At 71.1% G+C, this 24,521-nt stretch carries 24 protein-coding genes; 13 read left to right on the top strand and 11 right to left on the bottom strand.

The features are described from left to right. Positions 1-110 precede the first annotated feature (110 nt). From H5965_RS23800 to H5965_RS23790, 3 genes are all read right to left on the bottom strand, one after another. Complete coding sequence (locus tag H5965_RS23800; RefSeq protein WP_310972416.1) at positions 111-1,544, bottom strand: DUF4173 domain-containing protein; 1,434 nt, start codon at positions 1,542-1,544, stop codon at positions 111-113. Between the two features lie 685 nt (positions 1,545-2,229). Beyond that, complete coding sequence (locus tag H5965_RS23795) at positions 2,230-3,222, bottom strand: ATP-binding protein (protein WP_310972414.1); 993 nt, start codon at positions 3,220-3,222, stop codon at positions 2,230-2,232. Continuing rightward, positions 3,219-3,911: a response regulator transcription factor gene (locus tag H5965_RS23790; RefSeq protein ID WP_310972413.1), complete on the bottom strand. Its 693-nt coding sequence runs from the start codon at positions 3,909-3,911 to the stop codon at positions 3,219-3,221. The genes H5965_RS23795 and H5965_RS23790 overlap by 4 nt, the downstream gene beginning before the upstream one ends. A 220-nt stretch (positions 3,912-4,131) precedes the next feature. Between H5965_RS23790 and H5965_RS23785 the strand changes: the two genes are divergently transcribed. The 5 genes from H5965_RS23785 to H5965_RS23765 all read left to right on the top strand — a co-directional run bounded on the left by H5965_RS23785 (position 4,132) and on the right by H5965_RS23765 (position 10,382). Then, entirely contained in the window at positions 4,132-5,691 is a 1,560-nt protein-coding gene (locus tag H5965_RS23785; protein WP_310972412.1) for an NCS1 family nucleobase:cation symporter-1, read from the top strand. Between the two features lie 10 nt (positions 5,692-5,701). Further along, positions 5,702-6,484, top strand: coding sequence for a nitrilase-related carbon-nitrogen hydrolase (locus H5965_RS23780; protein WP_310972674.1), 783 nt, complete (start codon positions 5,702-5,704; stop codon positions 6,482-6,484). Continuing rightward, a complete protein-coding gene (gene hydA / locus H5965_RS23775; RefSeq protein WP_310972410.1) occupies positions 6,484-7,866 on the top strand; it encodes a dihydropyrimidinase in 1,383 nt (460 codons plus the stop codon). The genes H5965_RS23780 and hydA overlap by 1 nt, the downstream gene beginning before the upstream one ends. Positions 7,867-7,875: 9 nt before the next feature. After that, the gene (locus H5965_RS23770) at positions 7,876-8,874 is read left to right on the top strand and encodes a TIGR03842 family LLM class F420-dependent oxidoreductase (RefSeq protein WP_310972409.1); all 999 of its coding nucleotides are present in this window, start codon (positions 7,876-7,878) and stop codon (positions 8,872-8,874) included. A gap of 71 nt (positions 8,875-8,945) precedes the next feature. Continuing rightward, positions 8,946-10,382, top strand: a complete 1,437-nt coding sequence (locus H5965_RS23765) for an alpha/beta hydrolase (RefSeq protein WP_310972408.1) — start codon at positions 8,946-8,948, stop codon at positions 10,380-10,382. Between the two features lie 499 nt (positions 10,383-10,881). On the opposite strand, the gene H5965_RS23760 is transcribed toward H5965_RS23765, so the two are convergent. The 4 genes from H5965_RS23760 to H5965_RS23745 all read right to left on the bottom strand — a co-directional run bounded on the left by H5965_RS23760 (position 10,882) and on the right by H5965_RS23745 (position 13,739). Then, complete coding sequence (locus H5965_RS23760) at positions 10,882-12,111, bottom strand: serine hydrolase domain-containing protein (protein WP_310972406.1); 1,230 nt, start codon at positions 12,109-12,111, stop codon at positions 10,882-10,884. A gap of 9 nt (positions 12,112-12,120) precedes the next feature. Then, positions 12,121-12,933: a siderophore-interacting protein gene (locus tag H5965_RS23755; RefSeq protein WP_310972404.1), complete on the bottom strand. Its 813-nt coding sequence runs from the start codon at positions 12,931-12,933 to the stop codon at positions 12,121-12,123. A gap of 63 nt (positions 12,934-12,996) precedes the next feature. Further along, positions 12,997-13,332 (bottom strand): hypothetical protein, encoded by a 336-nt coding sequence (locus H5965_RS23750; RefSeq protein ID WP_310972403.1) that lies wholly within the window; start codon positions 13,330-13,332, stop codon positions 12,997-12,999. Continuing rightward, positions 13,329-13,739, bottom strand: coding sequence for an SgcJ/EcaC family oxidoreductase (locus H5965_RS23745; RefSeq protein WP_310972402.1), 411 nt, complete (start codon positions 13,737-13,739; stop codon positions 13,329-13,331). The genes H5965_RS23750 and H5965_RS23745 overlap by 4 nt, the downstream gene beginning before the upstream one ends. A 90-nt stretch (positions 13,740-13,829) precedes the next feature. On the opposite strand from H5965_RS23745, the gene H5965_RS23740 reads away from it, so the two are divergent. Beyond that, positions 13,830-14,531, top strand: a complete 702-nt coding sequence (locus tag H5965_RS23740) for a TetR/AcrR family transcriptional regulator (RefSeq protein WP_310972401.1) — start codon at positions 13,830-13,832, stop codon at positions 14,529-14,531. Here H5965_RS23740 and H5965_RS23735 read toward each other — a convergent pair. Genes H5965_RS23735 through H5965_RS23725 form a run of 3 tightly spaced genes read right to left on the bottom strand, consistent with a single transcriptional unit; the run spans position 14,528 to position 17,203 of the window. Further along, the gene (locus tag H5965_RS23735; protein ID WP_310972399.1) at positions 14,528-15,448 is read right to left on the bottom strand and encodes an NADP-dependent oxidoreductase; all 921 of its coding nucleotides are present in this window, start codon (positions 15,446-15,448) and stop codon (positions 14,528-14,530) included. The two genes, H5965_RS23740 and H5965_RS23735, sit on opposite strands and share 4 nt — an antisense overlap. Positions 15,449-15,507: 59 nt before the next feature. Continuing rightward, complete coding sequence (hemW, locus tag H5965_RS23730) at positions 15,508-16,740, bottom strand: radical SAM family heme chaperone HemW (RefSeq protein WP_396136932.1); 1,233 nt, start codon at positions 16,738-16,740, stop codon at positions 15,508-15,510. Positions 16,741-16,786: 46 nt separating this feature from the next. Further along, on the bottom strand, positions 16,787-17,203 hold the full coding sequence (locus H5965_RS23725) for a VOC family protein (protein ID WP_310972395.1): 417 nt from the start codon (positions 17,201-17,203) through the stop codon (positions 16,787-16,789). A gap of 250 nt (positions 17,204-17,453) precedes the next feature. On the opposite strand from H5965_RS23725, the gene H5965_RS46205 reads away from it, so the two are divergent. From H5965_RS46205 to H5965_RS23695, 7 genes are all read left to right on the top strand, one after another. Then, on the top strand, positions 17,454-17,540 hold the full coding sequence (locus tag H5965_RS46205) for a putative leader peptide (protein WP_396136942.1): 87 nt from the start codon (positions 17,454-17,456) through the stop codon (positions 17,538-17,540). A 96-nt stretch (positions 17,541-17,636) separates the two neighbouring features. Continuing rightward, positions 17,637-19,331, top strand: coding sequence for a nitrite/sulfite reductase (locus H5965_RS23720; RefSeq protein ID WP_310972394.1), 1,695 nt, complete (start codon positions 17,637-17,639; stop codon positions 19,329-19,331). Beyond that, the gene (locus H5965_RS23715; protein ID WP_310972392.1) at positions 19,295-19,477 is read left to right on the top strand and encodes an Insertion element protein; all 183 of its coding nucleotides are present in this window, start codon (positions 19,295-19,297) and stop codon (positions 19,475-19,477) included. Before H5965_RS23720 ends, H5965_RS23715 begins: the two co-directional genes overlap by 37 nt. Beyond that, positions 19,474-20,169, top strand: a complete 696-nt coding sequence (locus tag H5965_RS23710) for a phosphoadenylyl-sulfate reductase (RefSeq protein ID WP_310972390.1) — start codon at positions 19,474-19,476, stop codon at positions 20,167-20,169. Before H5965_RS23715 ends, H5965_RS23710 begins: the two co-directional genes overlap by 4 nt. An 11-nt stretch (positions 20,170-20,180) precedes the next feature. Further along, positions 20,181-21,101: a sulfate adenylyltransferase subunit CysD gene (gene cysD / locus H5965_RS23705; protein ID WP_310972388.1), complete on the top strand. Its 921-nt coding sequence runs from the start codon at positions 20,181-20,183 to the stop codon at positions 21,099-21,101. Next, the gene (locus H5965_RS23700; protein ID WP_310972386.1) at positions 21,101-22,363 is read left to right on the top strand and encodes a GTP-binding protein; all 1,263 of its coding nucleotides are present in this window, start codon (positions 21,101-21,103) and stop codon (positions 22,361-22,363) included. Before cysD ends, H5965_RS23700 begins: the two co-directional genes overlap by 1 nt. Then, a complete protein-coding gene (locus H5965_RS23695; RefSeq protein WP_310972385.1) occupies positions 22,360-23,097 on the top strand; it encodes a sirohydrochlorin chelatase in 738 nt (245 codons plus the stop codon). The genes H5965_RS23700 and H5965_RS23695 overlap by 4 nt, the downstream gene beginning before the upstream one ends. A gap of 2 nt (positions 23,098-23,099) precedes the next feature. On the opposite strand, the gene H5965_RS23690 is transcribed toward H5965_RS23695, so the two are convergent. Further along, positions 23,100-24,413 (bottom strand): hypothetical protein, encoded by a 1,314-nt coding sequence (locus tag H5965_RS23690; RefSeq protein WP_310972384.1) that lies wholly within the window; start codon positions 24,411-24,413, stop codon positions 23,100-23,102. Positions 24,414-24,521 lie beyond the last annotated feature (108 nt).

Raw genomic sequence — 24,521 nt, 5'->3', positions numbered from 1 at the left:
CATCCGACCGCTTTCGAACGCTTTCGCACGCGCGGAAGCCGCCGGGCCGCCCCCACGACGGCCCGGTGGCTCCGCGTACCTCTTAACCACGCGCCACCCACCGGTCCGGTTCAGCCGCAGCCGGTGACCGGACCGAAGGTCATGTCCCGGGCCGCCGAGCGGCCGGCGTTCCAGGCCGGCCAGCCGTCCGGGGTGTCGTCGCGCAGGACCTGCCGCAGCACGCACGTGCGCAGCGGTTCGGGCAGGCGGGCCGAGACGACCGGGACCACGTCGGCGGAGAAGCGGGCCAAGTAGCGGTCGTCGAGGGACTTGCCGGCGGCCGCGCGGTCGAGGTTGGCGTCGGCGATCAGGCGTTCCGGATCGAGCACGGCGAGGACGAGCAGCGCCGCCGCGGCCGTGCCGATCGCCGCGCGCGGCAGCCACGCCGAGCGCAGCCGGACCAGTGCCGCCAGCACCAGCACGAAGACCGCGCCGAACCAGAGTTCGCAGACCTCGACGAGCAGCCGCAGCACGGTGAAGCCGTACGCCTCCTGGTATGTCCACATGCGACTCAGCGCCGAGCCGACGAGCACCAGGGTCAGCGCGCTGAGCGTTCCGAGCAGGGCGCGCTGCCGGAGCCGGTCGGCCTTCGTCGCGTTCGGCGCCCACCGCAGCGCAGCGGCGACGATGCCCAGCGTCAGGACGGTGACGGCGCACAGCTGCCAGAAGCCGCCACGGGCGTACTCGGCCGACGTCAGGCCGCTGGTGCGCAGGACGTACTCGGTGCCGCCGAACAACACGACCAGCCGGACCCCGACGAAGACGGCGAACACCAGCACGAGAACGCCGAGCGGGAACGTCCACTCCAGACCATATTCGGTCCGATGTGGACGATCAGCGGACGCACGCGGCGCCGGAGCGGCCAGGAAGTAGCAGGCCCCGGCGGCGACCAGGGTGACGACGGCGAAGACGGAACACCACCGCACGAGCGTCGCGACGCTGAGCTCGGGCACGACCGCGCTGACGACGGCGGCGAAGGCGGCATCGGCACTGGCCAGCAGCGGAACGAAGACCCCGACGAGCCCGGCGGCGGCGAGCACGGCGAGCGCGATCCGCCGCGCGACCCCATCACGGCGACCGGCGAAGCGCCCGGCTCCGCGCCCGACCCACGGGATGGCCCGGAAGGCCTCGATCGGGACGGCGAGCATGTCGTAGAGGACGGAGTGCACGGTCCGTTCCCCGACGACGGAGAGGGACCCGGCCACGACGGCGGCGACGACGCAGAGGGCGAACAGCCACCCGGAGGCCCGCACGGTGCCCACGGCGAGCAACGCGAGCGCGAGGGCGGCCCACCCGGCGTTGCGCCAGGTGAGAGCGCTCGGCTCGCCGTCCCGGGAGCGCCGATCGGCAACCACGACGGCGACGACGACGGCCAGCCCGCAGAGCAGCCACCCGACCCCGGGCCGGTCGACGGGGAGCAGCAGGGCCCCGGCCACCCCGGCCAGCCCGGCTGCCGGCAGAACGGCGGCGGGCAAGGGGACGACAGCGGACTTCGGCGGCGGCATCGGCCGGAGGAGAACGGACGGAGCGGCGACGGCAACACCACCGCCGGAGACCGGACCACCCGGGCCGGCGAAGGCGGCGGAACCGCGGCCCGGGGCTTCGCGGACTCCCACCCCGCCGGCCGAATTTCCGCCGCTTCTCCGCCTGCCCCCAGCCGCGCCTTCTGCCGACCGGGCCCCCGCTGAACCCCCACCAACCCCCGGCCCACTCTCGGCCGCCAACCGGCCCCCCGCCGAACCTCCACCAACCCCCGGCCCACCGCCGGTTGCCGACCGGCCCCCCGCCGAACCCCCACCAACCCCCGACCCACCCTCAGCCGCCGACCGGCCCCCCGCCGAATCCCCAGCCACCCCCGGCCCACCCTCAGCCGCCAACCGGCCCCCCGCCGAACCCCCACCAACCCCCGGCCCACCCTCAGCCGCCAACCGGCCCCCCGCCGAACCCCCACCAACCCCAGGCCCACCGTCGGCCGCCGCCGCCGCGTCCCGCACCGTCCGTTTCCCCCGCGGCACCCGGTTCCCCGGTTCCCCGCCCACACTGCTCTTCGGCATCTCGCCCACCTTTGTGTTTGCTTTAGCGAACATCACCGCCCGAGCCCGGCGCCCCAAGGTCGCGAATGACTCATTCGGGACCTCGGGCGTCCCGAATGAGTCATTCGCGACACCGGAGCCGGGCGGAACCCGGAACCTAAGCCGGCAGCGTCACCCGGATCCGGCTCCCCGTGCCCGGCGACGGGTCCACCACCCCGATCGTCCCGCCGTGCAGCTCCACCGCCCACCGGGCGATCGCCAGCCCGAGCCCCGTCCCGCCGCCGGAGGGCCGCTCGCCGCGGGTGAACCGCTCGAACACCCGCTCCCGGTCCGCCGGCGCGATGCCCGGCCCCTCGTCGCACACGTCGATGCGGACCTCGCCCGGCCGCACCTGGGCCACCACCCGGACCTGCCCACCCGCCGGGCCGTGGCGGGCCGCGTTCTCCAGCAGGTTCGCCACCACCTGGAACAACCGCCCGCGGTCCGCCGTCACCGCCGCCCCCTCCGGCGACACCGACACCTCGAACGTCACCCCGCGGCCCGCGAAGGCCGCCTCCCCGACCACCTCGGACAACAGGGACCACAACGAGAACGACGTCAGGTGCAGCGAAGAAGCACCCGCGTCGAGCCGGGACAGGTCGAGCAGCTCGTCCACCAGGGTCGCCAGGCGCTCGGTCTGCTGCAGCGCCGTCTTCAGCGTCCCCGGATCGGGTTCCTCGACGCCGTCCACGAGGTTCTCGAGCACCCCGCCCAACGCCGTGATCGGCGTCCGCAGTTCGTGGGACACGTTCGCGATCAGCTCGCGGCGCTGCCGGTCCGCGTCCCCGAGGTCCCCCGCCATCTGGTTGAACGCCTGCGCCAGCTCGCCCACCTCGTCGCGGGTGGTCGCCCGGATCCGCCGCGTGTAGTCGCCCTTGGCCATCGCGCGCGCCGCCGCCGTCATCTCCCGCAGCGGGCGCGTCATGCCGTGGGCCAGCACCTGCGACAGCACCAGCGCGAGCACCATCGCGGTGATCGTCGTCTTCGGCGGCAGCCAGCCGATCTGCCAGTTGAAGAACGCGAACGCGATCCCGCCGGAGGCGACCATCAGGATCGCCAGCTTCAGCTTGATCGACCGGATCCGGTCCAGCGGACGCGGGATGAAGCTCACGATCCCGCCTCCAACGCGTAGCCGACGCCGTGCACGGTCCGGATCAGATCGGCCCCCAGCTTCCGCCGCAGCGCCTTGATGTGGCTGTCCACCGCCCGCGTGCCCGCGGACGTGCTGTGGACGTCCCAGTCCCACACCTCCGACAGCAGCCGTTCCCGCGGCTGCACCACCCGCGGCCGCCGGGCGAAGTGCACCAGCAGGTCGAACTCGATCGGCGTCAGCTGCGCCGCGACCCCCGCCCGGGCCACCCGCCGCTGGTCGACGTCGATCTCGAGGTCGCCCAGCACGATCCGCGTGCCCGCCACCGAAGCCGAGCGGTCGACGCGGCGCAGCAGGGCGTGCACCCGCGCCGTCAGCACCCGCATCGAGAACGGCTTCGTGAGGTAGTCGTCGGCGCCGACGCCGAGCCCGACCAGCAGGTCCGTCTCGTCGGCCCGCGCGGTCAGCATCAGCACCGGCACCGGCCGCCGCCCCTGGATCCGGCGGCACACCTCGAGGCCGTCGAAACCCGGCAGCATGACGTCCAGCACGACCAGGTCCGGCTCCCCGGACGCCTCCGCCGCGACGGCGGCCGGTCCGTCGTGGACGACGTCCACCCCGAAGCCCTCGGCCCGCAGCCGGGCCGCGATCGACGCGGCGATCGTGACGTCGTCTTCGACGACGAGCACCCGCCGCACTCCCGGTTCCATGACCACGACCCTAAGCACCCCCGGTGGAGACGGTTCGTGTGAAGTGTGAAGATCCTGTGGAGACGTTTCACCCTCTTTGCCGGTTCGTGACGGCCGGATGTGTGACGCAGGTCATGCACTCCGAGGCCCCTTCGCGCAATCGACAGACTGCACTCCTGATCAGCGAAGAGTGAACAGACTGCCGTTGCCCCGGCGCTGACCAGGCGCGCAGGATTCCGCAATGGCGCCGACACCCGCAGCCCAGCGCGTGCACGACGACGGCCGGGTCGAACTCGACCCCGCCGACGTCCGGTCTCTCGAAGGCAGCCGGTTCTTCAACGAGGAACTGGCCCCCGTCCCCGTCGAAAAACGGACCTGGACCACCTACAACTACTTCGCGCTCTGGATGGGGATGGCGCACAACATCCCCAGCTACGCCCTGGCCGCGTCGCTCATCGCGCTCGGCATGAACTGGGTGCAGGCGCTGATCACCATCACCATCGGCAACCTGATCGTGCTGGCCCCGATGCTGCTCAACAGCCACGCCGGCACGAAGTACGGCATCCCGTTCCCGGTGTTCGCCCGCGCGTTCTACGGCCTGCGCGGCGCCAACCTGGCCGCGCTGCTGCGCGCGTTCATCGCCTGCGGCTGGTTCGGCATCCAGACGTGGGTCGGCGGCGAGGCCATCCACGTCATCCTCGGCCGGCTGCTCGGCTCGTGGTGGCGCGATTCCGCCGTCGTCGCCGGGCAGCACTGGACGCTCTGGCTGTCCTTCGTGGTCTTCTGGATCGGCCAGATGCTCATCATCTGGCGCGGCATGGAGGCGGTCCGCCGGTTCGAGAACTGGACGGCACCGCTGGTGTCCGTCGGCTTCCTGATCATGCTCGGGTACGTGCTGGTCAAGGCGGGCGGCCTCGGCCCGATCCTGTCCGACGGCGGCAAGCTCGGCTGGGGCCCGGACTTCTGGAAGGTGTTCGCGCCGGCCCTGATGGCGATGATCGCGTTCTGGTCGACGCTGTCGCTCAACATGCCGGACTTCACCCGCTTCGGCGGCAGCCAGCGCAAGCAGGTCCGCGGCCAGATCCTCGGCCTGCCGACGACGATGACGTTCATCGCGATCGTGGCCATCCTGACCACGTCGGGCGGGCACGTGCTCTACGGCGAGGACATCTGGGACCCGGCGCAGCTGGCCGACAAGTTCGCCAGCCCGGTCGTGGTCGTCGTCGCGCTGGTCGCGCTGGTGCTGGCGACGATCTCGGCGAACCTCGCGGCCAACGTCGTCAGCCCGTCCTACGACTTCTCGAACGCGTTCCCGAAGCGGATCACGTTCGCCGTCGGCGGCGGCATCACCGGCGTCATCGGCGTCCTCATCCAGCCGTGGCGGCTGTACTCCGACCCGGACATCTACATCTTCGCCTGGCTCGGCTTCTACGGCGGCCTGCTCGGCGCGGTCGCCGGGGTGCTCGTCGCCGGGTACTGGGTCATCAATCGCACGAAGCTGCGGCTGAAGGACCTCTACACACCCGATGGGGTGTATTGGTTCAGCGGCGGCTGGAACTGGCGCGCCCTGGTCGCGACGCTGGTGGGAGCCCTGCTCGCGGTCGGTGGCGCCTACGGCGGGCCGTTCCCCGACGGCGGTCTCATCCCGTTCCTCAAGCCCCTTTACGACTACAACTGGGTGGTCGGCCTGGTCGGCGCGTTCGCCGTCTTCGCCGCCCTCTCCATGCCCTTGTCCACGACGAAGGAGGAAATCAGTGAGCGTGGTTCGAGCCGGCCTGATCCAGCAGCGGTGGACGGGTGACAAGGAGTCCATGATCAAGGCGGCGGTCGACCACATCGGCACCGCCGCTTCCCAGGGCGCCCAGGTCGTCTGCCTGCAGGAACTGTTCTACGGGCCGTACTTCTGCCAGGTGCAGGACGCCGACTACTACTCCTACACCGAGGCCATCCCGGACGGGCCCACCACGAAGCTCATGCAGGAGGTGGCCGAGCGCCACGGCGTCGTGCTGATCGTGCCGATGTACGAGGTCGAGCAGCCCGGCGTCTACTACAACACCGCCGCGGTGATCGACGCCGACGGCACCTACCTCGGCAAGTACCGCAAGAACCACATCCCGCAGGTCAAGGGGTTCTGGGAGAAGTTCTACTTCCGCCCCGGCAACCTCGGCTACCCGGTGTTCGACACGGCGGTGGGCCGCATCGGCGTCTACATCTGCTACGAGCGGCACTTCCCGGAGGGCTGGCGCGCGCTCGGCCTGGCCGGCGCGAAGATCGTGTTCAACCCGTCGGCGACCAGCCGCAGCCTGTCGCAGTACCTGTGGAAGCTGGAGCAGCCGGCGGCCGCGGTGGCGAACGAGTACTTCGTCGGCGCGATCAACCGGGTCGGCGTGGAACCGCTGGGCGACAACGACTTCTACGGCCAGACATACTTCGTCGACCCACGCGGGCAGCTGGTCGGGGACGCGGCGTCCGACACCGAAGACGAGGTGGTGGTGCGCGACCTCGACCTGTCGCTGCTCGAAGAGGTCCGGAACACTTGGGCGTTCTACCGCGACCGCCGCCCGGACACCTACGGCCCCCTCGCGGAGGCCTGATGACCACGCTCATCACGGGCGGTCAGGTCGTTTCGCCGTCGGGAGCCCTCCTGGCGGACGTCCTCGTCGACGGCGAGACCATCGCCGCCGTCGGGGCGCCCGGGACGCTGACCGGCGACGAGACGATCGACGCCGCCGGGAAGTACGTGCTGCCCGGCGGCATCGACGCCCACACCCACATGGAGATGCCGTTCGGCGGCACGCACTCGGTCGACACGTTTTCGACCGGGACGACGGCCGCGGCGTGGGGCGGCACGACCACGATCATCGACTTCGCCGTGCAGGCCAAAGGCACCTCCCTGTTGTCCACTTTGGACAAGTGGCACAGCAAGGCCGACGGGAACTGCGCGATCGACTACGGCTTCCACATGATCGTCTCCGACGTCAACGACCAGTCGTTGAAGGAGATGGCAGCCTGCGTCGACGCCGGAGTCGGCAGCTTCAAGATGTTCATGGCCTACCCGGGGGTGTTCTACTCCACGGACGGGGAAATCCTGCTCGCGATGCAGAAAGCGCGTGAAATCGGCGCTACGATCATGATGCACGCGGAAAACGGCATCGCGATCGACCAGCTGGCGGCGCAGGCGTTCGCCGCGGGCCACATCGAACCGGTGCAGCACGGCCTCACCCGGCCGCCGGAACTGGAAGGAGAAGCGACGTCGCGGGCGATCCAGCTCGCGAAGGTGACCGGAGCACCGCTGTACATCGTGCACCTGTCGGCGTCGCAAGCGCTGGCGGCGGTCGCGGAGGCGCGCAACGACGGTCAGAACATCTTCGCCGAGACCTGTCCGCAGTACCTCTACCTGTCCATCGAGGACCTCGCGAAGCCGGACTTCGAGGGCGCGAAGTACGTCGCTTCGCCGCCACTGCGGGAGAAGTCGCACCAGGCCGACCTGTGGCGGGGCTTGCGGACGAACGACCTGTCCGTGGTGTCCACCGACCACTGCCCGTTCTGCTTCAAGGACCAGAAGGAACTGGGCCGCGGCGACTTCCGGGCCATCCCGAACGGGATCCCAGGCGTCGAGCACCGGATGGACCTGCTGCACCAGGGCGTCGTCGCCGGCGAGCTGACGCTCGGCCGCTGGGTCGAGACGTGCTCGGCGACACCGGCGCGGATGTTCGGGCTGTACCCGCGCAAGGGTGTCATCGCGGCAGGTTCGGATGCGGACATCGTGATCTACGACCCTTCGGCGACGCAGACGCTGTCGGCCGAGACGCACCACATGAACGTGGACTACTCGGCGTACGAAGGATTCGAGATCACCGGGCGGGTGCACACGGTGCTGTCGCGGGGGCGCGTCGTCGTGTCGCCTTCCGGGTTCTCGGGTTCGACGTCGCACGGCAAATTCCTGTCCCGCTCGCTGAACCAGTACCTGAACTAGGAGCGGGGCATGGACTTCGGGATCGTGCTGCAAACCGACCCGCCCGCGCGGGACGTCGTGCGGCTGATGAAGGACGCCGAGGACTGCGGGTTCCGCTACGGCTGGACGTTCGACTCCTGCGTGCTGTGGCAGGAACCGTTCGTCATCTACTCGGCGATCCTCGCGGCGACGTCGTCCCTCGTGGTGGGGCCGATGGTGACCAGCCCGGGCACGCGGGACTGGTCCGTGATGGCGTCGACGTTCGCCACCCTCAACGACATGTACGGCAACCGGACGGTCTGCGGCATCGGCCGCGGCGACTCCGCGCACCGGGTCGTCGGGAAGCCACCGTCCACCCTGGCCACCGTGCGCGACTGCATGCGCGTGGTCAAGGACCTGGCCGAAGGCCGCGCGGTGACGATGAACGACAAGACCGTGCAGATCCCGTGGATCCGCAATGGCCGCCTGGAGATGTGGATGGCCGGGTACGGGCCGAAGGCGCTGCAGACGGTCGGCGAACACGCCGACGGCTTCATCCTGCAGTGCGCCGACCCGGCGATCGCGCGCTGGACGATCGGCGCGGTCCGCGACGCCGCCCGGGCGGCCGGCCGGGATCCGGGCGGCATCACGATCTGCGTCGCGGCCCCGGCGTACGTCGGCGACGACCTGCCGCACCAGCGCGAACAGCTGCGCTGGTTCGGCGGGATGGTCGGCAACCACGTCGCCGACCTGGTGGCGCGGTACGGATCGTCGGGGGCGGTGCCGCGGGAGCTGACGGACTACATCCGCGAGCGTGAGGGGTACGACTACAGCCACCACGGCAAGGCGGGCAACCCGTCGACGGAGTTCGTCCCGGACGAGATCGTCGACCGGTTCTGCCTGCTGGGACCGGCCTCGGCCCAGGTCGAACGGCTGCAGGAGCTGGCCGAGCTGGGTGTCGACCAGTTCTCGCTGTACCTGATGCACGACGACCGGGAGGCGACGCTGGCGTCCTACGGGACGCAGATCATCCCCAAGCTCACCGCGTAGGGCCTGCCCCACCGCGGATCCGGGGGCGCGCACCAGCGCGCCCCCGGTCCCAGTGCCGGGACGATCGGGCGATGAACCTTCGTGTTGCGCTGGCCCTGGGGGCCGCCGCGAGTGCAGTCGCCGGGATTGCGCCCGCGGCCGCGGCGAGCCCCGCACCGATCGTCTGGGAAGCCTCCTGCCCGGCCGGCTACGAATGCGGCCACCTCGACGTTCCACTGTCCTATCAGGACCCCTCGGCGGGCACGGTCCGCCTCGCGGTGGGTCGCCTGCCCGCCACCGACCAGGCCCACAAGCTGGGCACGATCTTCTACAACCCGGGCGGCCCCGGCTCATCCGGCCGGTTCGCGCCGGCGCTGACACCGGCGTTGCACGCCCGCTTCGACATCGTCGGATTCGACCCGCGCGGCGTCGGCGCGAGTGCGAAGATCAGCTGCTTCACCGACCCCTCGCAACTGGAAGTCCTGCAACGTGCCCTCGGCACGTTCCCGCTGACCCGCGCGGCCGAACAGCAGCAGGTCGCCGACACCCGCGTGGTCACCGACCTCTGCGAGCGGAACGCCGGTCCGCTGGCGAACCACCTCTCGACCGGAACGATCGCCCGCGACCTGGACCGGCTGCGCGCGGCGTTCGGCGAGCCGAAGCTGCGGTACTACGGCAAGTCGTACGGCACGTACCTCGGCGAGACGTACGCGAACCTGTTCCCCGGCCGGGTCGGCGCACTGGCCCTCGACGCGGTCGACGACCCGGTGCGCTGGTCGACCGGCGCCGCGCCGATGAGCTACCGCCTGCACGGCTTCGCGGACGCCCCGCGAGCGCTCGAATCCTTCCTGGCGGCCTGCGGCGCCCGCTGCACGTTCGACTACCCGGCGATCCTCGACCGGCTCGAGCGCGGCCCGATCACGGTGACCGACACGACCGGGCGCCAGGTGGTCGTCACCTACCAGGGCGCGATCGCCCGCATCCACGACTACCTGACCGACGCCCAGTCCGCGCCCCGCCTGGCGGCCTTCCTCCAGGCCCTGGCGGACCCGGCATCTCCCGCCCCGGCAGCACAGGGCGGCCCACCGGACATCGACTCCCTCCTGGGCGGCGGCGCCACGCTGTGTTCGGACGCGGCGAACCCCCGCGACCCGGCCGTGTGGTGGGACTACGCCCGGCGGGCAGACGGGGTAGGGCGTGGCTTCGGGCCGTTCGACGTCTACAAGACGCTGCCGTGCGCGACCTGGGAGGTCAAGGATCCGGGCCGCTACGCAGGGCCGTGGAACCGCCCGACGGCCCCGATCCTCTTGCTGGCCAACCGCCGGGGCGACCTGGAGACGCCGTACGCGGGAGCGCAGCGGACCGAGCGCCTGCTGGGGAACGCGCGCCTGCTGAGCCTCGACACGTACGGCCACGGCGCCCGCGGCAAGAGCGCGTGCATCGACGAGTGGCTGGACCGCTACTTCAATACGGGCGCGGTCCCGGCGCCGGGCACGGTCTGCGCACCGGACCGAGGCCCGTTCGGCTGAGACTCCCTGCCGGACGGCCTCGAGGGCGTCGCGCAGCTCGGCGAGCCCGACCGAGCGCCAGCCGGAGCGAGTGGGGCACGGCGGGCGTCGTCGCGAACGGCTCCGCGGTGGCGACGACGACCCGCCACCGCGGAGCGCCGCGGCGATTTCTTTTCCGCGGCCGGTAGCAGAACGGCACCGGCATGGAACGCATCCTCGCGGCTCAGTTCAAGGAGCCCGAGGACGAGTGGGTGAAGTTCCTGACGACGCGGGTGTGCGACGGCGCGTTCACCCCAGCGGGTCCGTGACCAATTCGGTCCGGGCCCGACTCCTCTGTGAGCGTGTCGAGCGGCAGCGTCGTCCAGCCGGCGCCGGGGCCGGCCGGGCGACGACACCGAGCGGGTCGTCACGACCGAGGAAGAGCTCGAGGGCTATCGGATTGTCCGCGCCATCGTCTGCGGCGAGGTCCCCGCCGCGCGCACGCCGGAAACGGTGCCGCCCGGGGGACCGTGGCTCCGGCTCAGTCCACCAGCGCCTGGTAGACCAGCTGCCGCAGCTGGGGGCGGAGGCGGTAGGTGCTCGAGGGGAGCAATTGCGTGTAGAAGCCCACCGTCAGGTCCTCGTCCGGGTCCACCCAGAAGGCCGTTGATGCCGCTCCTCCCCAGGCGAACTCGCCTGGGGACGACAACGTTCGGGCCTTCACCGGGTCCTCGAGGACCGAGAAGCCGAGGCCGAAGCCGTGGCCGTGGAAGGGCATTTCCGCGAACAGGGGGCGGCCGAAGGCCTCCAGGTCCACTCGGCCCGGCAGGTGGTTGCTCACCATCAACGCCACCGTTCGCGGGGACAGCAGCCGGACGCCGTCGAGGGCGCCGCCGCGGAGGAGCATCTCCGTGAAACGCCAGTAGTCCTGGGCCGAGGACACCAGCCCTCCGCCGCCGGAGAGGCAGTCCGGGCGGGATGCTCCCATGCGGCCGAATGCGTCGTTGCGGACCGCTCGGCCCGAGGCCGGGTCTCGGACGTACATCGCCGCCAAGCGGGATGGGGACGATGCCACGAAACCCGTGTCCGTCATGCCCAGCGGTGCGAAGATCCGGGACTCGAAGAACTCGTCCAGCGGCAAGCCTGACACCACTTCGACGAGCCGGCCGAGGACGTCGGTGGCGATCGAGTAGTTCCACTCCGTGCCCGGCTGGAAGAGCAACGGCAGGTTGGCCCACTGCTCCGAGCACGCCGCCAGGTCGAGGCCCGGCGGGGTGCCCCACTCGAAGCCCGCCGCGCGGTAGATCGCGTCCACCGGGTGGCCGTGGTGGAAGCCGTACGTGAGGCCCGCCGTGTGCGTCAGCAGGTGCCACACGCGGATCGGCGAAGTGGCCGGCTCGGTCAGCGGCGCCAGTGCCGATCCCTTGACGTACACCCGCGGCGCAGCGAACTCGGGCAACCAGCGCGAGATCGGGTCATCCAGCTCCAGCAGGCCCTCTTCGGCCAGCATCATCGCCGCGACCGAGGTGATCGGCTTGGACATCGAAAAGATGCGCCACAGCGTGTCGGTCTCCACCGGCGAGGAAGCCTCGACGTCCCGGGAGCCGCCGCGGCCGAGGTGGACGATGCGGCCGTGCCTGCTCACCACCGCGAGCCAGCCCGGCAACCGTCCGTCCTCGACATACCGGTCGAAATGCCTGTCGATCCGGGCCAGCCGCGCCGCGTCGAAGCCGGCCTCGGCCGGGTCGACGTCCACTTCGAAATCCGCCATGCGGCGAGGCTACTTCTCCCGCGCCCGCTCGGCCGCCTTCTCCTCGCGCCACGCCTCGTCATTCTTGCCGTAGCGCCAGTAGCCCGAGATCGACAGCAGCCCGCGCTGCACGCCGCGCTCGTCGAGCAGGTAGCGCCGCAGCTCGCGCACGAAGCCCGCTTCGCCGTGGACGAACGCCTGGACGACCCCCTCGTGCCACGGCAGCTCGCGCACCGCCGCCGCGACGTCGCCGCCCGATGCCCGGTGCAGCCACGTGATCTGCGCGTCCGCCTTCGTGACCAGCGACTGCTCCTCGGCCTCGTTCTCGACCAGGATCACCACGTGGGCCAGGACGCCGGCGGGCAGCGCTTCGAGCGACGACGCGATGGCCGGCAACGCGCTTTCGTCCCCCGCCAGCAGGTGCCAGTCCGCCTCGGCGCCTGGCGCGTACGCACCGCCGGGGCCCAGCACCAGCAGCTCGTCACCCGGCTGGGCCGAGGCCGCCCACGGACCCGCGATGCCGTCGTCACCGTGGTGGACGAAGTCGAGGACGAGCTCGCCGGCCTGCGGGTCGAACGCGCGCACCGTGTAGGAACGCTGCCGCGGCCAGTGCTCGCGCGGCATCGTCGCCCGGCACTCCTGGACGTCGAACGGCTCCGGGTACTCGACACCGGGGACCTTGAACAGCACCTTCACGTAGGCGTCGGTGAATTCGTTCGGCGTGAACTGCGCGATCCCCTCGCCGCCCGCGACGATCCGGATCATGTGCGGGGTCAGCCGCTCGGTCCGCAGCACCCGCAGCCGTGCCGCGGGACGCCCGGACCGCCGGGGTGCTTCAGCCATCGGCCACTCCAACCATCGCTAAGGCTTACCTAAGTCAGCCTACGCGCCGGAATCGGCGCGGGGCTACTCAGGTGTGCTCAGTTCCGCGAGCAGCCTCCCGAATCCCCTGGTCACCTCCTTCCGGAACCCGAAGAAAAACCGGTTCGCCAACGGCACTCCCCACCGGCCCCACGACGCCGCGTTGACCACCCGGTGCTCGACGCGCGCTCCCGCCGGATCGGCCGTGACGCGGTACTCGCCCCGGTACCACCAGCCGCCCTGCACCGCGACGCACCCGCGCTCCCGGTCGACCTCCATCCGCATCGGGTGACCACCGCCGCCCAGCATCAGCCGCAGCCGTTCGAACACCTCGGCGGGCGGCCGCGCGACCACGCCCGACGCCTCCGCAAGCGTTTTCACCCGCGTGGATCCGAAACCCGCGTGTTCTGGAACGCCGTGATCAGCCACTCGCCCTCCTCCCGGACGAGCACGAAGGACACGGTCGACTCGCGCCCTTCGTCGGCGACCTCCGCCCCGGTCAGCGACGAACCGCCGCCGACGACCGCCACCGCGACGTCCGGCCGGACGAACCGCACCTTCGCTTCCCCGCCGAGCGACCCGGTCAGCTTCGACCCCCGCAACGGCCCCTCGAACAGCGCCCGGTGCGAGCTCTCGATCGCCTCCCGGCCGGGGAAGTTCATCCCGAAGAACGTCACGTAGTCCGCATCCTCGGTGAAGAGCCGCCCGTACGCGGCAGCATCACCGGCGTTCCACGCGTCAGCCAGCCGGCCCAGCACCCCGCGAACTTCGGCAACAGCAGTCATCACAACCCCCTCAACACAGCGCCCGCGAACAACGTTCGCCTCACGAACACCGTTCTACTCTCGAACGGCGTTCGCGTCAAGTACAGTGTTCGGGTGACCGTTCCCCCGCCGCCGTGGCGCAGCGCTCCCCGCCGCCGTGCCGCGAAACCCGTTCTTTCCCAGGCCTCGATCGTCCGAGCGGCCTTGATCGTCCTGGACGACGAGGGCTTCGACGCGGTCACCATGCGGCGGATCGCCCAGGAACTGGAGACCGGGCCCGCCTCGCTCTACGCGCACGTCTCCAATAAGGAAGAGCTGGCGGAACTGATGCTCGACGCCGTGCTCGCCGACGTGCTGGTCCCCGAGCCGGACCCGGCGCGCTGGGACGAGCAGGTCAAGGACCTCGTCCGCGACCAGATCCAGGTGATGGCCGCGCACCGCGGCATCGCGCGCATCGCGTGGGACATCGCCGTGCCGGTCACGCCCAACTCGCTGAAGCAGGGTGAGGGCATGCTCGCCCTGCTTCGCGCCGGCGGGCTGACGCTCAAGCAAGCGACCTTCGCGGGCGACGCCCTTTCCCTCTACGCCAAGGCGTACGCGTACGAAGCAAGCGGCTGGACCTGGGGCGAGATCGACCAGGCCGAAGCCGGCGAACGCGGCAAGCAGATGGTCGCGTACATGCGGTCACTGCCCGCAGAGTCGTTCCCCAACCTGCTGCAGGTCGGCGAGTTCTTCTCCGCGGAAACGGCGAAGGAACGCCTCGAGTTCGCGCTCGAGGCGTACCTCGCCGGGTTGAAAGTCCTGGCGAAGAACTAGGGCCGCAGCACGATCTTGCCGCGGGTGTGCCGCCGCTCCAGTTCGCGGTAGGCGTCCCTGACCTCCTCCAGCGGGTACACCCGGGCGATCGGCAGCTCCAGCAATCCCTTGTCCAGCAGCAGACCCAGCTCGCGCAGCACGTCGGCCGACGCGCCCGCCGCGTTGCCGTCGGTCTTGACGTTGTACTTCTCGGCCGCGGCCCAGTCGATGATCGTGTCGATCCGTCCCGGGTGGATGCCCAGGTGCAGCGCCAGTTCCACGTAGCCGGAGCCGAAGGTGTCCACGAACGCGTGCACGCCGGAAGGCGCGGCTTCCCGGATCCGCGACAGCACGCCGTCGCCGTAGGAGACCGGGATGACGCCGAGCCCGCGCAGCCACTCGTGGTTCGCCTCGCCGGCCAGGCCGATCACCGTGGCCCCGGCCAGCTTCGCGAGCTGGACGGCCAGCGAGCCGACCCCGCCCGCTGCGCCCGAGACGACGACGGTGTCCCCCTCTCGCGGGCAAACCGCGGCCACCGCAGCGTACGCGGTCGTCCCGGCGACGAACAGCGAACCGGCGACTTCCCACGGCACACCGTCGGGGCGCGGCGTGAGGTTTTCGGCCTCGGCGACGACGAACTCGGCGTGGCTCGACCGCGTGTCGACGAACCCGATCACCTCGTCGCCGACAGCGATGTCCGAGACGCCTTCGCCGAGCGAAGCGACAACCCCCGCGAAGTCGCTGCCCTGTCCCGAAGGGAACGTCGCCGGGAAGCGTTCGTGCAGGAATCCCTGCCGGATGGCGGCCTCGCCCGGGTTGATCCCGGCGGCCCGCACCTCGACGAGCACCTGACCCGGTCCCGGGACCGGCCGGGGGACGTCCTCGACCCGCAGGACCTCCACGTCGCCGTATTCGTCGAACCTGATCGCGCGCGCCATGGGGCCTCCTCTAAGTCGTTGCTGAATACAAGCAACGACCCGGCCCCCGGTTTTAATCCCTACCCGGCGAGGCGGCGGACCACGCCGTCGGCCAGCAGCCGGCCGCGGTCGGTGAGCACCGCGCGGCCCCGGGAGTCCAAAGCGGACGGATCGAGCAGCCCTTCGGCCGCGGCCGCCCGCGCCTCGGCCAGCCCCGGCTCGTCGAGCACGTCGAGCGGCAGCCCTTCGGCGACCCGCAGCTCGAGCATGATCCGCTCGAGGTGCTGGTCGTCGTCGGTGAGCACCTCGCGCCCGCCCGCGGGCGAGTCGCCGGCGGCGAGCAGCGCCGCGTACCGGGCCGGGTGCTTGACGTTCCACCAGCGCACCCCGCCGACGTGGCTGTGCGCGCCCGGACCGGCGCCCCACCAGTCGTCACCCCGCCAGTAGCCGAGGTTGTGGCGGCAGCGGGCCGCGTCGGACGCCGCCCAGTTCGACACCTCGTACCAGCGCAGTCCCGCCGAGGACAGCATGGCGTCGATCATCTCGTAGTCCGCGGCCAGGACGTCGTCGTCCGGCGCCGGCAGCTCGCCCCGGCGGACGCGGCGGGCCAGTGCCGTGCCCTCCTCGACGATCAGCGCGTACGCCGAGACGTGGTCGACGCCGGCGGCCAGCACGGCGTCGAGCGTCGCCCGCAGGTCGTCGGCACGCTCCCCCGGCGTGCCGTAGATCACGTCGAGGTTCACGTGCTCGAACCCGGCCGCGCGCGCTTCGGCGGCCGCCGCGCCCGGGCGGCCCGGGGTGTGCACGCGGTCGAGGATCTTCAGCACGTGCGGCGCGGCCGACTGCATGCCCAGCGACACCCGCGTGTAGCCCGCTTCGCGGATCCCGGCGAAGAACTCCGGCGACGTCGACTCCGGGTTCGACTCCGTCGTCACCTCGGCCCCCGGCGCCAGCCCGAAGACGTCGCGGACGGCGTCGAGCACCGACCGCAGCCCGTCCGCGCCCAGCAGCGACGGCGTGCCGCCGCCGACGAACACGGTGTCGGCGGCGGGCGGCACGACGAGCACGCGCGCGGCGAGTTCGAGTTCGCGCCGCAGCCCTTCGAGCCAGGACTGCGGCGACGAACCGGTGTCGAGTTCACCCGCGGTGTAGGTGTTGAAGTCGCAGTACCCGCAGCGCGTGGCGCAGAACGGGACGTGCACGTACACCCCGAACGCTCTGCTGCCCAGCCCCTTCAGCGCGCTTTCCGGCAACGCCGGATCGATCGGTGTGGCGGGGTCGGGACGCAGCTGGGGCACACTCGAATTGTCCACCCCGTCACGCCCGGTCGCCTCAAGGGGCCGATCGGGTTAACCCCTGTTACGACGCCGGCAGGTTGGCCGCCGCCCAGTCCGGATCGACCGGGATCAGCTCGATGACGTCGAGCAGCACGCCGTTCGGGTCGGCGACGTAGAAGTGCCGCTGCCCGTAGATCTCGTCGACGACCGGGGTCACCAGCTCGACCCCCGCCTCTTCCAGCCGTTTCGCCTCGGCACGAGCGTCTTCGACGACGAGGCCGAACATCAGCCCGGACGTCTCCCGCGCGCGGTGGGCCGGCGGCACCGACTCGTGCCCCCGCTGCACGAAGCTGATCTCGTACCCCGGCGCGCCGGCGTTGACGCTGGCGAACCAGTCGAGCTCGACGGTGACCGGCAGGCCGACGACGTCCGCGTAGAAGCGGGTGGTCGCGGCGACGTCGTCGACCAGGTAGCCCGCCCCGAAACCCTTGACCTGCATCAGCGGATCCTCTCGTTCAAATCACTGCGTTCGTAGTACTTTAATCATAGTGGTTAACGGAACGCAAGCCAGATCGGCCAGACCGGCTCCCCGGCGGCCGCGCGAACCTCGCCCACTGGACGACCATGGTCCCCTCGCGGCCGCGGACCGGCGTTCGCGGCCAAAAGGCCAGGTAGACGGCGTGAGTGAGCCCGGTCCCAACATCCGGACGGGGCTCGACCACATTGTGGGCACGTGAGACGCTGGCGACGTGACTCGCGCCGGAATCCGCCTGGTGGCCCGCCGCCACGTCGACCTCCGGCGTGTGGCGAGCGCACTCTGTGTCGTGTCCCGCTGACTCCCCGCCACCACCACGACGGACCGGGCACCGGTCGCGCACGGCAACGCTGCCGCGCGGCCCACGCCCTCCCAACCGCCCCCGGAGGACACCCCCATGACCACGCCCACGCGCCAGACCCCAGCCCGCCCCGCGCGTGCCAAGCAGAAGCGCGGCGAAGGGCAGTGGGCGCTCGGTTACCGGGAGCCGCTGAACCCGAACGAGCGGTCCAAGAAGGACGACCACCCGCTCAACGTGCGGGCGCGCATCGAGAACATCTACGCCCACCGCGGGTTCGACGCCATCGACCCGGGCGACCTGCGCGGCCGGTTCCGCTGGTTCGGCCTCTACACCCAGCGCAAACCGGGGATCGACGGCGGCCGCACGGCGACGCTGGAGCCCGAAGAGCTCGACGACCGCTACTTCATGCTGCGGGTCCGGATCGACGGCGGCGCGCTGACCACCGCCCAGCTCACCGTGCTCGGCGAGATCTCGCAGGCGTACGCGCGCGACACCGCCGACATCACCGACCGGCAGAACATCCAGTACCACTGGATCCGGATCGAGGACGTCCCGGCGATCTGGACCAAGCTCGAGAACGCCGGCATGACCACGATGGAAGCCTGCGGCGACAGCCCGCGCGTCATCCTCGGCTCGCCGGTCGCGGGCATCGCCGCCGACGAGGTGATCGACGGCACCCCGGCGATCGAGGAGATCAAGCGCCGCTACATCGGCAAGCCGGAATTCGCCAACCTGCCGCGCAAGTTCAAGACCGCGATCTCCGGCCAGCCCGACGTCGCCCACGAGATCCACGACGTCGCCTTCGTCGGCGTGGACCACCCCGAGCACGGGCCCGGCTTCGACGTCTGGGTCGGCGGCGGCCTGTCCACCAACCCGATGCTCGGGCAGCGCCTCGGCGCCTGGATCCCCCTGGACGAGGTCCCGGACGTCTGGGAAGGCGTCATCTCGATCTTCCGCGACTACGGCTACCGGCGGCTGCGCTCGCGGGCCCGGATCAAGTTCCTGGTCAAGGACTGGGGCGCGGAGAAGTTCCGGCAGGTGCTGCAGGACGAGTACCTCGAACGCGAGCTGATCGACGGCCCGCCACCGGTGGACCCCGCCGTGCCGATCGACCACGTCGGCGTCCACCCCCAGGTCGACGGCAAGTTCTACGTCGGCGCCGCGCCGATCGCCGGCCGGTCCAGCGGCGGCACGCTCGTCGCCGTCGCCAAGGCCGCCGAGCGGGCCGGCTCCGGCCGGGTGCGGCTCACCCCGCAGCAGAAGCTCGTCGTGCTCGACGTCCCCGAGGCCCAGGTCGCCACCCTGTCCGCCGAACTGGCCGAACTGGGGCTGGAGACGAAGCCGTCGCCGTGGCGGCGCGGCGTGATGGCCTGCACCGGGCTGGAGTTCTGCAAGCTCGCCATCGTCGAGACGAAGGCCCGCGCGCAGCAGCTCGTCGCGGACCTCGAGAAGTCCCTCGCCGACATCCAGGACGGCCTCGACACGCCGGTGACCGTGCACCTCAACGGCTGCCCCAACTCCTGCGCGCGGATCCAGACCGCGGACATCGGCCTCAAGGGCCAGATCGTCACCGACGCCGACGGCAACCAGGTCGAGGGCTTCCAGGTGCACCTCGGCGGCGGGCTCGGACTCGACGCCGGGTTCGGCCGGAAGCTGCGCGGGCACAAGGTGACCTCGGGCGAGCTGACCGGGTACGTCGAGCGGGTCGTGCGCAACTACGTCGCCGGGCGCGAAGACGGCGAGCGGTTCGCGCAATGGGCTGCCCGCGCCGACGAAAGCGCGCTCCAGTGACCGAGCGCGCGGCGCCGTACTACTGCCCCTATTGCGGCAACGAGGACCTCCGGCCGGAAGAGAACGGCGGCTGGCTGTGTTCTGCTTGCCGCCGGGTTTTCTCGGTCAAGTTCCTCGGACTGTCCCTTCCGGAGGTTTCCCGATGACCGCCACCGCCGACTACAAGACCCTCGCCGAACGCGCTTCGCGGGAACTCGCCGACGCGACCGCGGAAGAAGCGTTGCGCTGGACCGTCGACACGTTCGGCGACGACTTCATCGTCGCGTCCAACATGCAGGACGCCGTGCTGATCGACCTCGCCACCAAGGTGAAGTCCGATGTGGACGTCCTGTTCCTGGAGACCGGTTACCACTTCCCCGAGACGATCGGCACGCGCGACGCCGTCCAGACGGTCTACCCGGACGTGAAGATCGTGAACGCCCAGGCCGAGCAGAGCGTCGCCGAGCAGGACGCGGAGTACGGCCCGAAGCTGCACGACCGCGACGCCACGCTGTGCTGCAACCTGCGCAAGGTCGTGCCGCTGCGCAAGACCCTCGCGAACTACTCGGCCTGGGTGACCGGCGTCCGGCGCGTGGACGCCCCGACCCGCGCGAACACCCCGATCGTCACCTGGGACGACCGCAACGGCCTGGTCAAGATCAACCCGATCGCGGCGTGGACCGACGACGAGTTCAACGGCTACATCCGCGAGCACGGGATCCTCGAGAACCCGCTGGTGTCGATCGGGTTCCTGTCGATCGGCTGCGCACCCTGCACAGCTCGCGTGGAGCCGGGGCAGGACCCGCGCAGCGGCCGGTGGGCGGGCCAGAGCAAGACCGAGTGCGGACTGCACGGCTGAGGAAGGGACGCATGACGACCTTGGAGCCCGCGACCGATGCGGCACAAGACAACCTGGCGGCCTTGGAGTCCGAGGCCATCCACATCTTCCGGGAGGTGGCCGGCGAGTTCGACCGTCCGGTGATCCTGTTTTCCGGCGGCAAGGATTCGACGCTGCTGCTGCACCTGGCGATCAAGGCGTTCTGGCCGGCGCCGGTGCCGTTCCCGCTGCTGCACGTGGACACCGGGCACAACTTCGACGAGGTCATCGAGTTCCGCGACCGCGTCGTCGAGCGCCACGGCCTGCGCCTGGTCGTCGCGAAGGTGCAGGACTGGATCGACGACGGGCGCTTGGAAGAGCGCGCGGACGGGATGCGCAACCCGCTGCAGACCACGCCGCTGCTCGACACGATCGCCGAGAACAAGTTCGACGCCGTCTTCGGCGGCGGCCGCCGGGACGAGGAACGGGCCCGGGCGAAGGAGCGGATCTTCAGCCTCCGCAACGCCTTCGGCCAGTGGGAACCGCGCCGGCAGCGGCCCGAGCTGTGGAACCTCTACAACGGGCGGCACCGCCCGGGCGAGCAGGTCCGCGTCTTCCCGCTGTCCAACTGGACCGAGGCCGACGTCTGGAACTACATCGCCCGCGAGAAGGTCGAGCTGCCGTCGATCTACTACGCGCACCAGCGTGAGGTCTACTTGCGCGACGGGATGCTGCTGGCCGAGGGTCCGTGGGGCGGCCCGCGGCCCGGCGAAGAGGTCCGGGAGCTGACCGTCCGCTACCGGACCGTCGGCGACGGTTCGTGCACCGGCGCGATCGAATCCACCGCGGCCACCGTCGAAGAGGTGATTGCCGAGGTGTCGGCTTCGCGGCTCACCGAGCGGGGCGCGACCCGCGCCGACGACCGGATGTCCGAGGCGGCCATGGAAGACCGCAAGCGTGAGGGGTACTTCTGATGAGTTCGCTGCTGCGCCTGGCCACCGCCGGGAGCGTCGACGACGGCAAGTCCACCCTGGTCGGCCGGCTGCTGTACGACACGAAGTCGGTGCTGGCCGACCAGCTCGACGCCGTCACCCGCGCGTCCGTCGACAAGGGACTGTCCACACCGGATCTCTCGCTGCTCGTCGACGGCCTGCGCTCGGAGCGCGAGCAGGGCATCACCATCGACGTCGCGTACCGCTACTTCGCCACGCCGAAGCGGTCGTTCGTGCTGGCCGACACGCCGGGGCACGTGCAGTACACGCGCAACACGGTGACCGGCGCGTCCACCGCGCAGCTGGCCGTGCTGCTGGTCGACGCGCGCAAGGGCGTCATCGAGCAGACCCGGCGGCACGCGGCCGTGCTGGCCCTGCTGGGCGTGCCGCAGCTGGTGCTGGCGGTGAACAAGATCGACCTGGTCGGCTACGACGAGGCGACGTTCACGGTGATCGCGGAGGAGTTCGCCGAGCACGCCCTTTCGCTGGGCTACGAACGCGGGTCCGTGCTCGCCATCCCGGTGTCGGCGCTGGAAGGCGACAACGTGGCGACGCGCTCGGAGCGGACGCCGTGGTACACCGGGCCGAGCCTGCTGGAGCACCTGGAGGACGTGCCGGTCGCGCCGGACCCGCACGATTCGGCGCTGCGGTTCCCGGTGCAGTACGTGATCCGGCCGCGCACGCCGGAGTACCTCGACTACCGCGGTTACGCGGGTCAGATCGCGGCGGGCACGGTCCGGCCGGGCGACGAGATCGTCGTGCTGCCACAGGGCATCCGCAGTCGTGTCGAACGCATCGACACCGCGGACGGGCCGCTGGCCGAGGCCGGCGCCGGGACGTCGGTGACGCTGCTGCTCACCGACGACATCGACATCTCCCGCGGCGACCTGATCGCCGCCGCGGACGCGCCGCCGCGGATCACCGACGAGATCACCGGCACGCTGTGCTGGCTGTCGTCCAAGCCGCTGAAGCCGGGCGCACGCTTGCTGGTCAAGCACGGCACCCGCACGGTGCAGGCACTGGTCGACGAGCTGCACGCGCGGTTCGACGAGCAGACCCTGTCCAGTGTGGACTCGCCGGCGTCGCTGGAGCTCAACGACATCGGCCGCGTCACGCTGCGGCTGGCCGAGGAGCTGGGCGTCGACGACTACGGCGTCAGCCCGCGCACCGGCGCGTTCCTGGTGATCGACCCGAAGGACGGCGACACCCTCGCGGCCGGCCTGGTGGGTGAGCGCTTCTCGTGACGCCGCCCCTGGTCGCCGTCGCGCACGGCAGTCGTGACCCCCGCTCGGCGGCGACCGTGCGGGCCCTCGTCGACGTCGTGCGCGCCCAGGCCCCGGGCGTGCCGGTGCACGAGTCCTTTTTGGACCTGTCGGCACCGCTCGTCACGGAGGTGCTGCGGTCGCTGTACGCGGACGGGCACCGGACCGCGATCGTGGTGCCGTTGCTGCTGGGCAGCGCGTTCCACGCCCGGGTCGACCTGCCGGCGCTGATCGACTCGGTCGTCACGGACTGCCCGGGCTTCCGGGTGCAGGTCTCGGACGTGCTGGGCGCCGACCGCGCGTTGGAGGCGGTCGCCCTGGACCGGCTGGCGGCCGCGCCTCGCCGTGGAGGCACGGGAGTGCTGGTCAGCGCGGTCGGTTCGTCGAACGCATCCGCGAACGCCGTGGTGGCTTCGCTGGCCGCGCGGTGGGAAGAGCGGCTGGGTGTGCCGGTGAGCGAGGCGTTCGCTTCCGCCACCCAGCCGGACATTCCGGCGGCCGCGGCCCGGCTGCGGTCCCGCGGGGTGCGGCACCTGGTGGTGGCTTCGTGGTTCCTGGCGCCCGGCCTGCTCCCGGACCGGATCGCCCGGCTGGCCCGCGAGGCCGACCCGAAGGCGTTCATCGCGGAACCGCTGGCGGACGACCCGCGCGTCGCGGACGTCGTCGTGGCGCGGTACGCCACCGCCGTCAGCGGGCTGTTGCGGCAGTACGCGTAGCGCTACCCGCCGAAGATCGCGTACATGTCGGCCACAGGCAGCACGGGTGAGGCGGCGGCCGCGGAGACGACGCTCAGGTCCTCATCGGACAGAAGCCGTCGCACCGTCGGGAAGGGAACCTTCGGGTGCCGGACGGCCGCTTCTCGCGTCGCGGGCACGGAATCCGTGGCGATGTCCGCGACCAGTGGCGCCGGGAGGTCGGCGTAGGTGCAAGCGACGGCGCGCAGGCCGGAATCGCGGCTGTGCGCGAACCGGAGGAAGGCGGCCCGGGGAAAGCGGGGATGTGCGGTCAGCCGCCGGAAGTCCCGGCTTTCGCCGTGCGAGAGGAACAGCTCTTCGAGCGCGGCGCCGGACACGGAATCGTGGTGTGCCGCGGTGACGCGGCGGACCATCGTCGACTCGTCGGCCATCAGGCGGTCGACGGCCGATGGCGGGAGATCCCGGCTGCCGGCCACGACCATCCGGAAGAACTCGTACGGGGAGTCGAGGTACTCCAGGCGTCCGGCGAGGGGCATCTCGCGGAGCCATCGCACCTGCCTGACGTCCAGCGACATGTGGGACAGGTAGAAGTCCACCGTCCACTGGCGGATGGGGTGCAGCGCGGGCACTTTGGCGAGCAGGGCGTCCCGGACGTCGTCCGGCGTGACCTGGTTCAGCAGCAGGCCGACCAGGAACATTTCGTTGTCGGTCTCGGCGAGCGACCGGACCGTCCCGGCGGGCAGACCGGGGTGTTCGGCCAGGCCGAAGTTCTCTTCGGCGTCATCGGACTCGGTGAACCGGGCGATCAGCTCCGGCGTGAGGTCGGCGTGCCTGAGGGCGTCGGCGCTCGTCACCGGGTCGGCGAGAAGGGCGTCCAGCAGATCGGGCGGCGGCCGGACGGCAGACCAGTGCAGTGCGGCGTGGCGGACGTCGCCGTCTTCGTCGGTCAGCCAGGCCCGCAGCACCTCCGGCGGCGGGTTGTGCCAACGTTCGGCCAGTGCCTTGCGCACTCCGGTCGCGGGGTCGGCGGCGAGCCGGACGAGCACGTCCTCATCAGCGATCCGGCCGGCCGCGGCGGCGCGCACCTCGGCCGAAGGGTGTTCGGACAGGCGAAGCAGAACGCTCTGCGGCGCCGACTCGTTGGCGGCCAGCCACCTGGCGCTGTCGGGTCCCCGTCCGATCACGGCGTCCGCGAAGCGCTCACTGATCTCCGGCCTCGTCCGGACCACGGCGTAGGCCAGTCCGGGATCCTCGAACAGCCGGAGCGCCAGGTCTTCGGGAGTGGCGGGGTTCGAGGCCAGGCCTCGCACGGCGGCTCGGCGGCGAGTCGTGGCCATGATCGAAGCCTACTGGCCACCGTGCGTATCCGGAACCGTCACACCACCGCCGCAAGGTGAGACAAATTCACATTTCTGTTACCGCTTGTGCATGGGAACGGTAAATCC

Source organism: Amycolatopsis sp. 505 (assembly GCF_031625235.1).
In the GTDB taxonomy this organism is placed as follows: domain Bacteria; phylum Actinomycetota; class Actinomycetes; order Mycobacteriales; family Pseudonocardiaceae; genus Amycolatopsis.
The sequence above is the reverse complement of the archived record's forward strand: the minus strand, read 5'-3'. Positions and strand labels throughout refer to the sequence as shown.

Coding starts and splice junctions, on each gene's coding strand:
- H5965_RS23780 (WP_310972674.1), top strand. CDS start 5,702: ATGATCAAGGCGGCGGTCGACCACATCGGCACCGCCGCTTCCCAGGGC.
- H5965_RS23710 (WP_310972390.1), top strand. CDS start 19,474: ATGACCGCCACCGCCGACTACAAGACCCTCGCCGAACGCGCTTCGCGG.
- H5965_RS23700 (WP_310972386.1), top strand. CDS start 21,101: ATGAGTTCGCTGCTGCGCCTGGCCACCGCCGGGAGCGTCGACGACGGC.
- H5965_RS23755 (WP_310972404.1), bottom strand. CDS start 12,933: ATGGCTGAAGCACCCCGGCGGTCCGGGCGTCCCGCGGCACGGCTGCGG.
- H5965_RS23765 (WP_310972408.1), top strand. CDS start 8,946: ATGAACCTTCGTGTTGCGCTGGCCCTGGGGGCCGCCGCGAGTGCAGTC.
- H5965_RS23760 (WP_310972406.1), bottom strand. CDS start 12,111: ATGGCGGATTTCGAAGTGGACGTCGACCCGGCCGAGGCCGGCTTCGAC.
- hydA (WP_310972410.1), top strand. CDS start 6,484: ATGACCACGCTCATCACGGGCGGTCAGGTCGTTTCGCCGTCGGGAGCC.
- H5965_RS23735 (WP_310972399.1), bottom strand. CDS start 15,448: ATGGCGCGCGCGATCAGGTTCGACGAATACGGCGACGTGGAGGTCCTG.
- H5965_RS23725 (WP_310972395.1), bottom strand. CDS start 17,203: ATGCAGGTCAAGGGTTTCGGGGCGGGCTACCTGGTCGACGACGTCGCC.
- H5965_RS23785 (WP_310972412.1), top strand. CDS start 4,132: ATGGCGCCGACACCCGCAGCCCAGCGCGTGCACGACGACGGCCGGGTC.
- H5965_RS23770 (WP_310972409.1), top strand. CDS start 7,876: ATGGACTTCGGGATCGTGCTGCAAACCGACCCGCCCGCGCGGGACGTC.
- H5965_RS23790 (WP_310972413.1), bottom strand. CDS start 3,911: ATGGAACCGGGAGTGCGGCGGGTGCTCGTCGTCGAAGACGACGTCACG.
- cysD (WP_310972388.1), top strand. CDS start 20,181: ATGACGACCTTGGAGCCCGCGACCGATGCGGCACAAGACAACCTGGCG.
- H5965_RS23720 (WP_310972394.1), top strand. CDS start 17,637: ATGACCACGCCCACGCGCCAGACCCCAGCCCGCCCCGCGCGTGCCAAG.
- H5965_RS23800 (WP_310972416.1), bottom strand. CDS start 1,544: ATGCCGCCGCCGAAGTCCGCTGTCGTCCCCTTGCCCGCCGCCGTTCTG.
- H5965_RS23690 (WP_310972384.1), bottom strand. CDS start 24,413: ATGGCCACGACTCGCCGCCGAGCCGCCGTGCGAGGCCTGGCCTCGAAC.
- H5965_RS23715 (WP_310972392.1), top strand. CDS start 19,295: ATGGGCTGCCCGCGCCGACGAAAGCGCGCTCCAGTGACCGAGCGCGCG.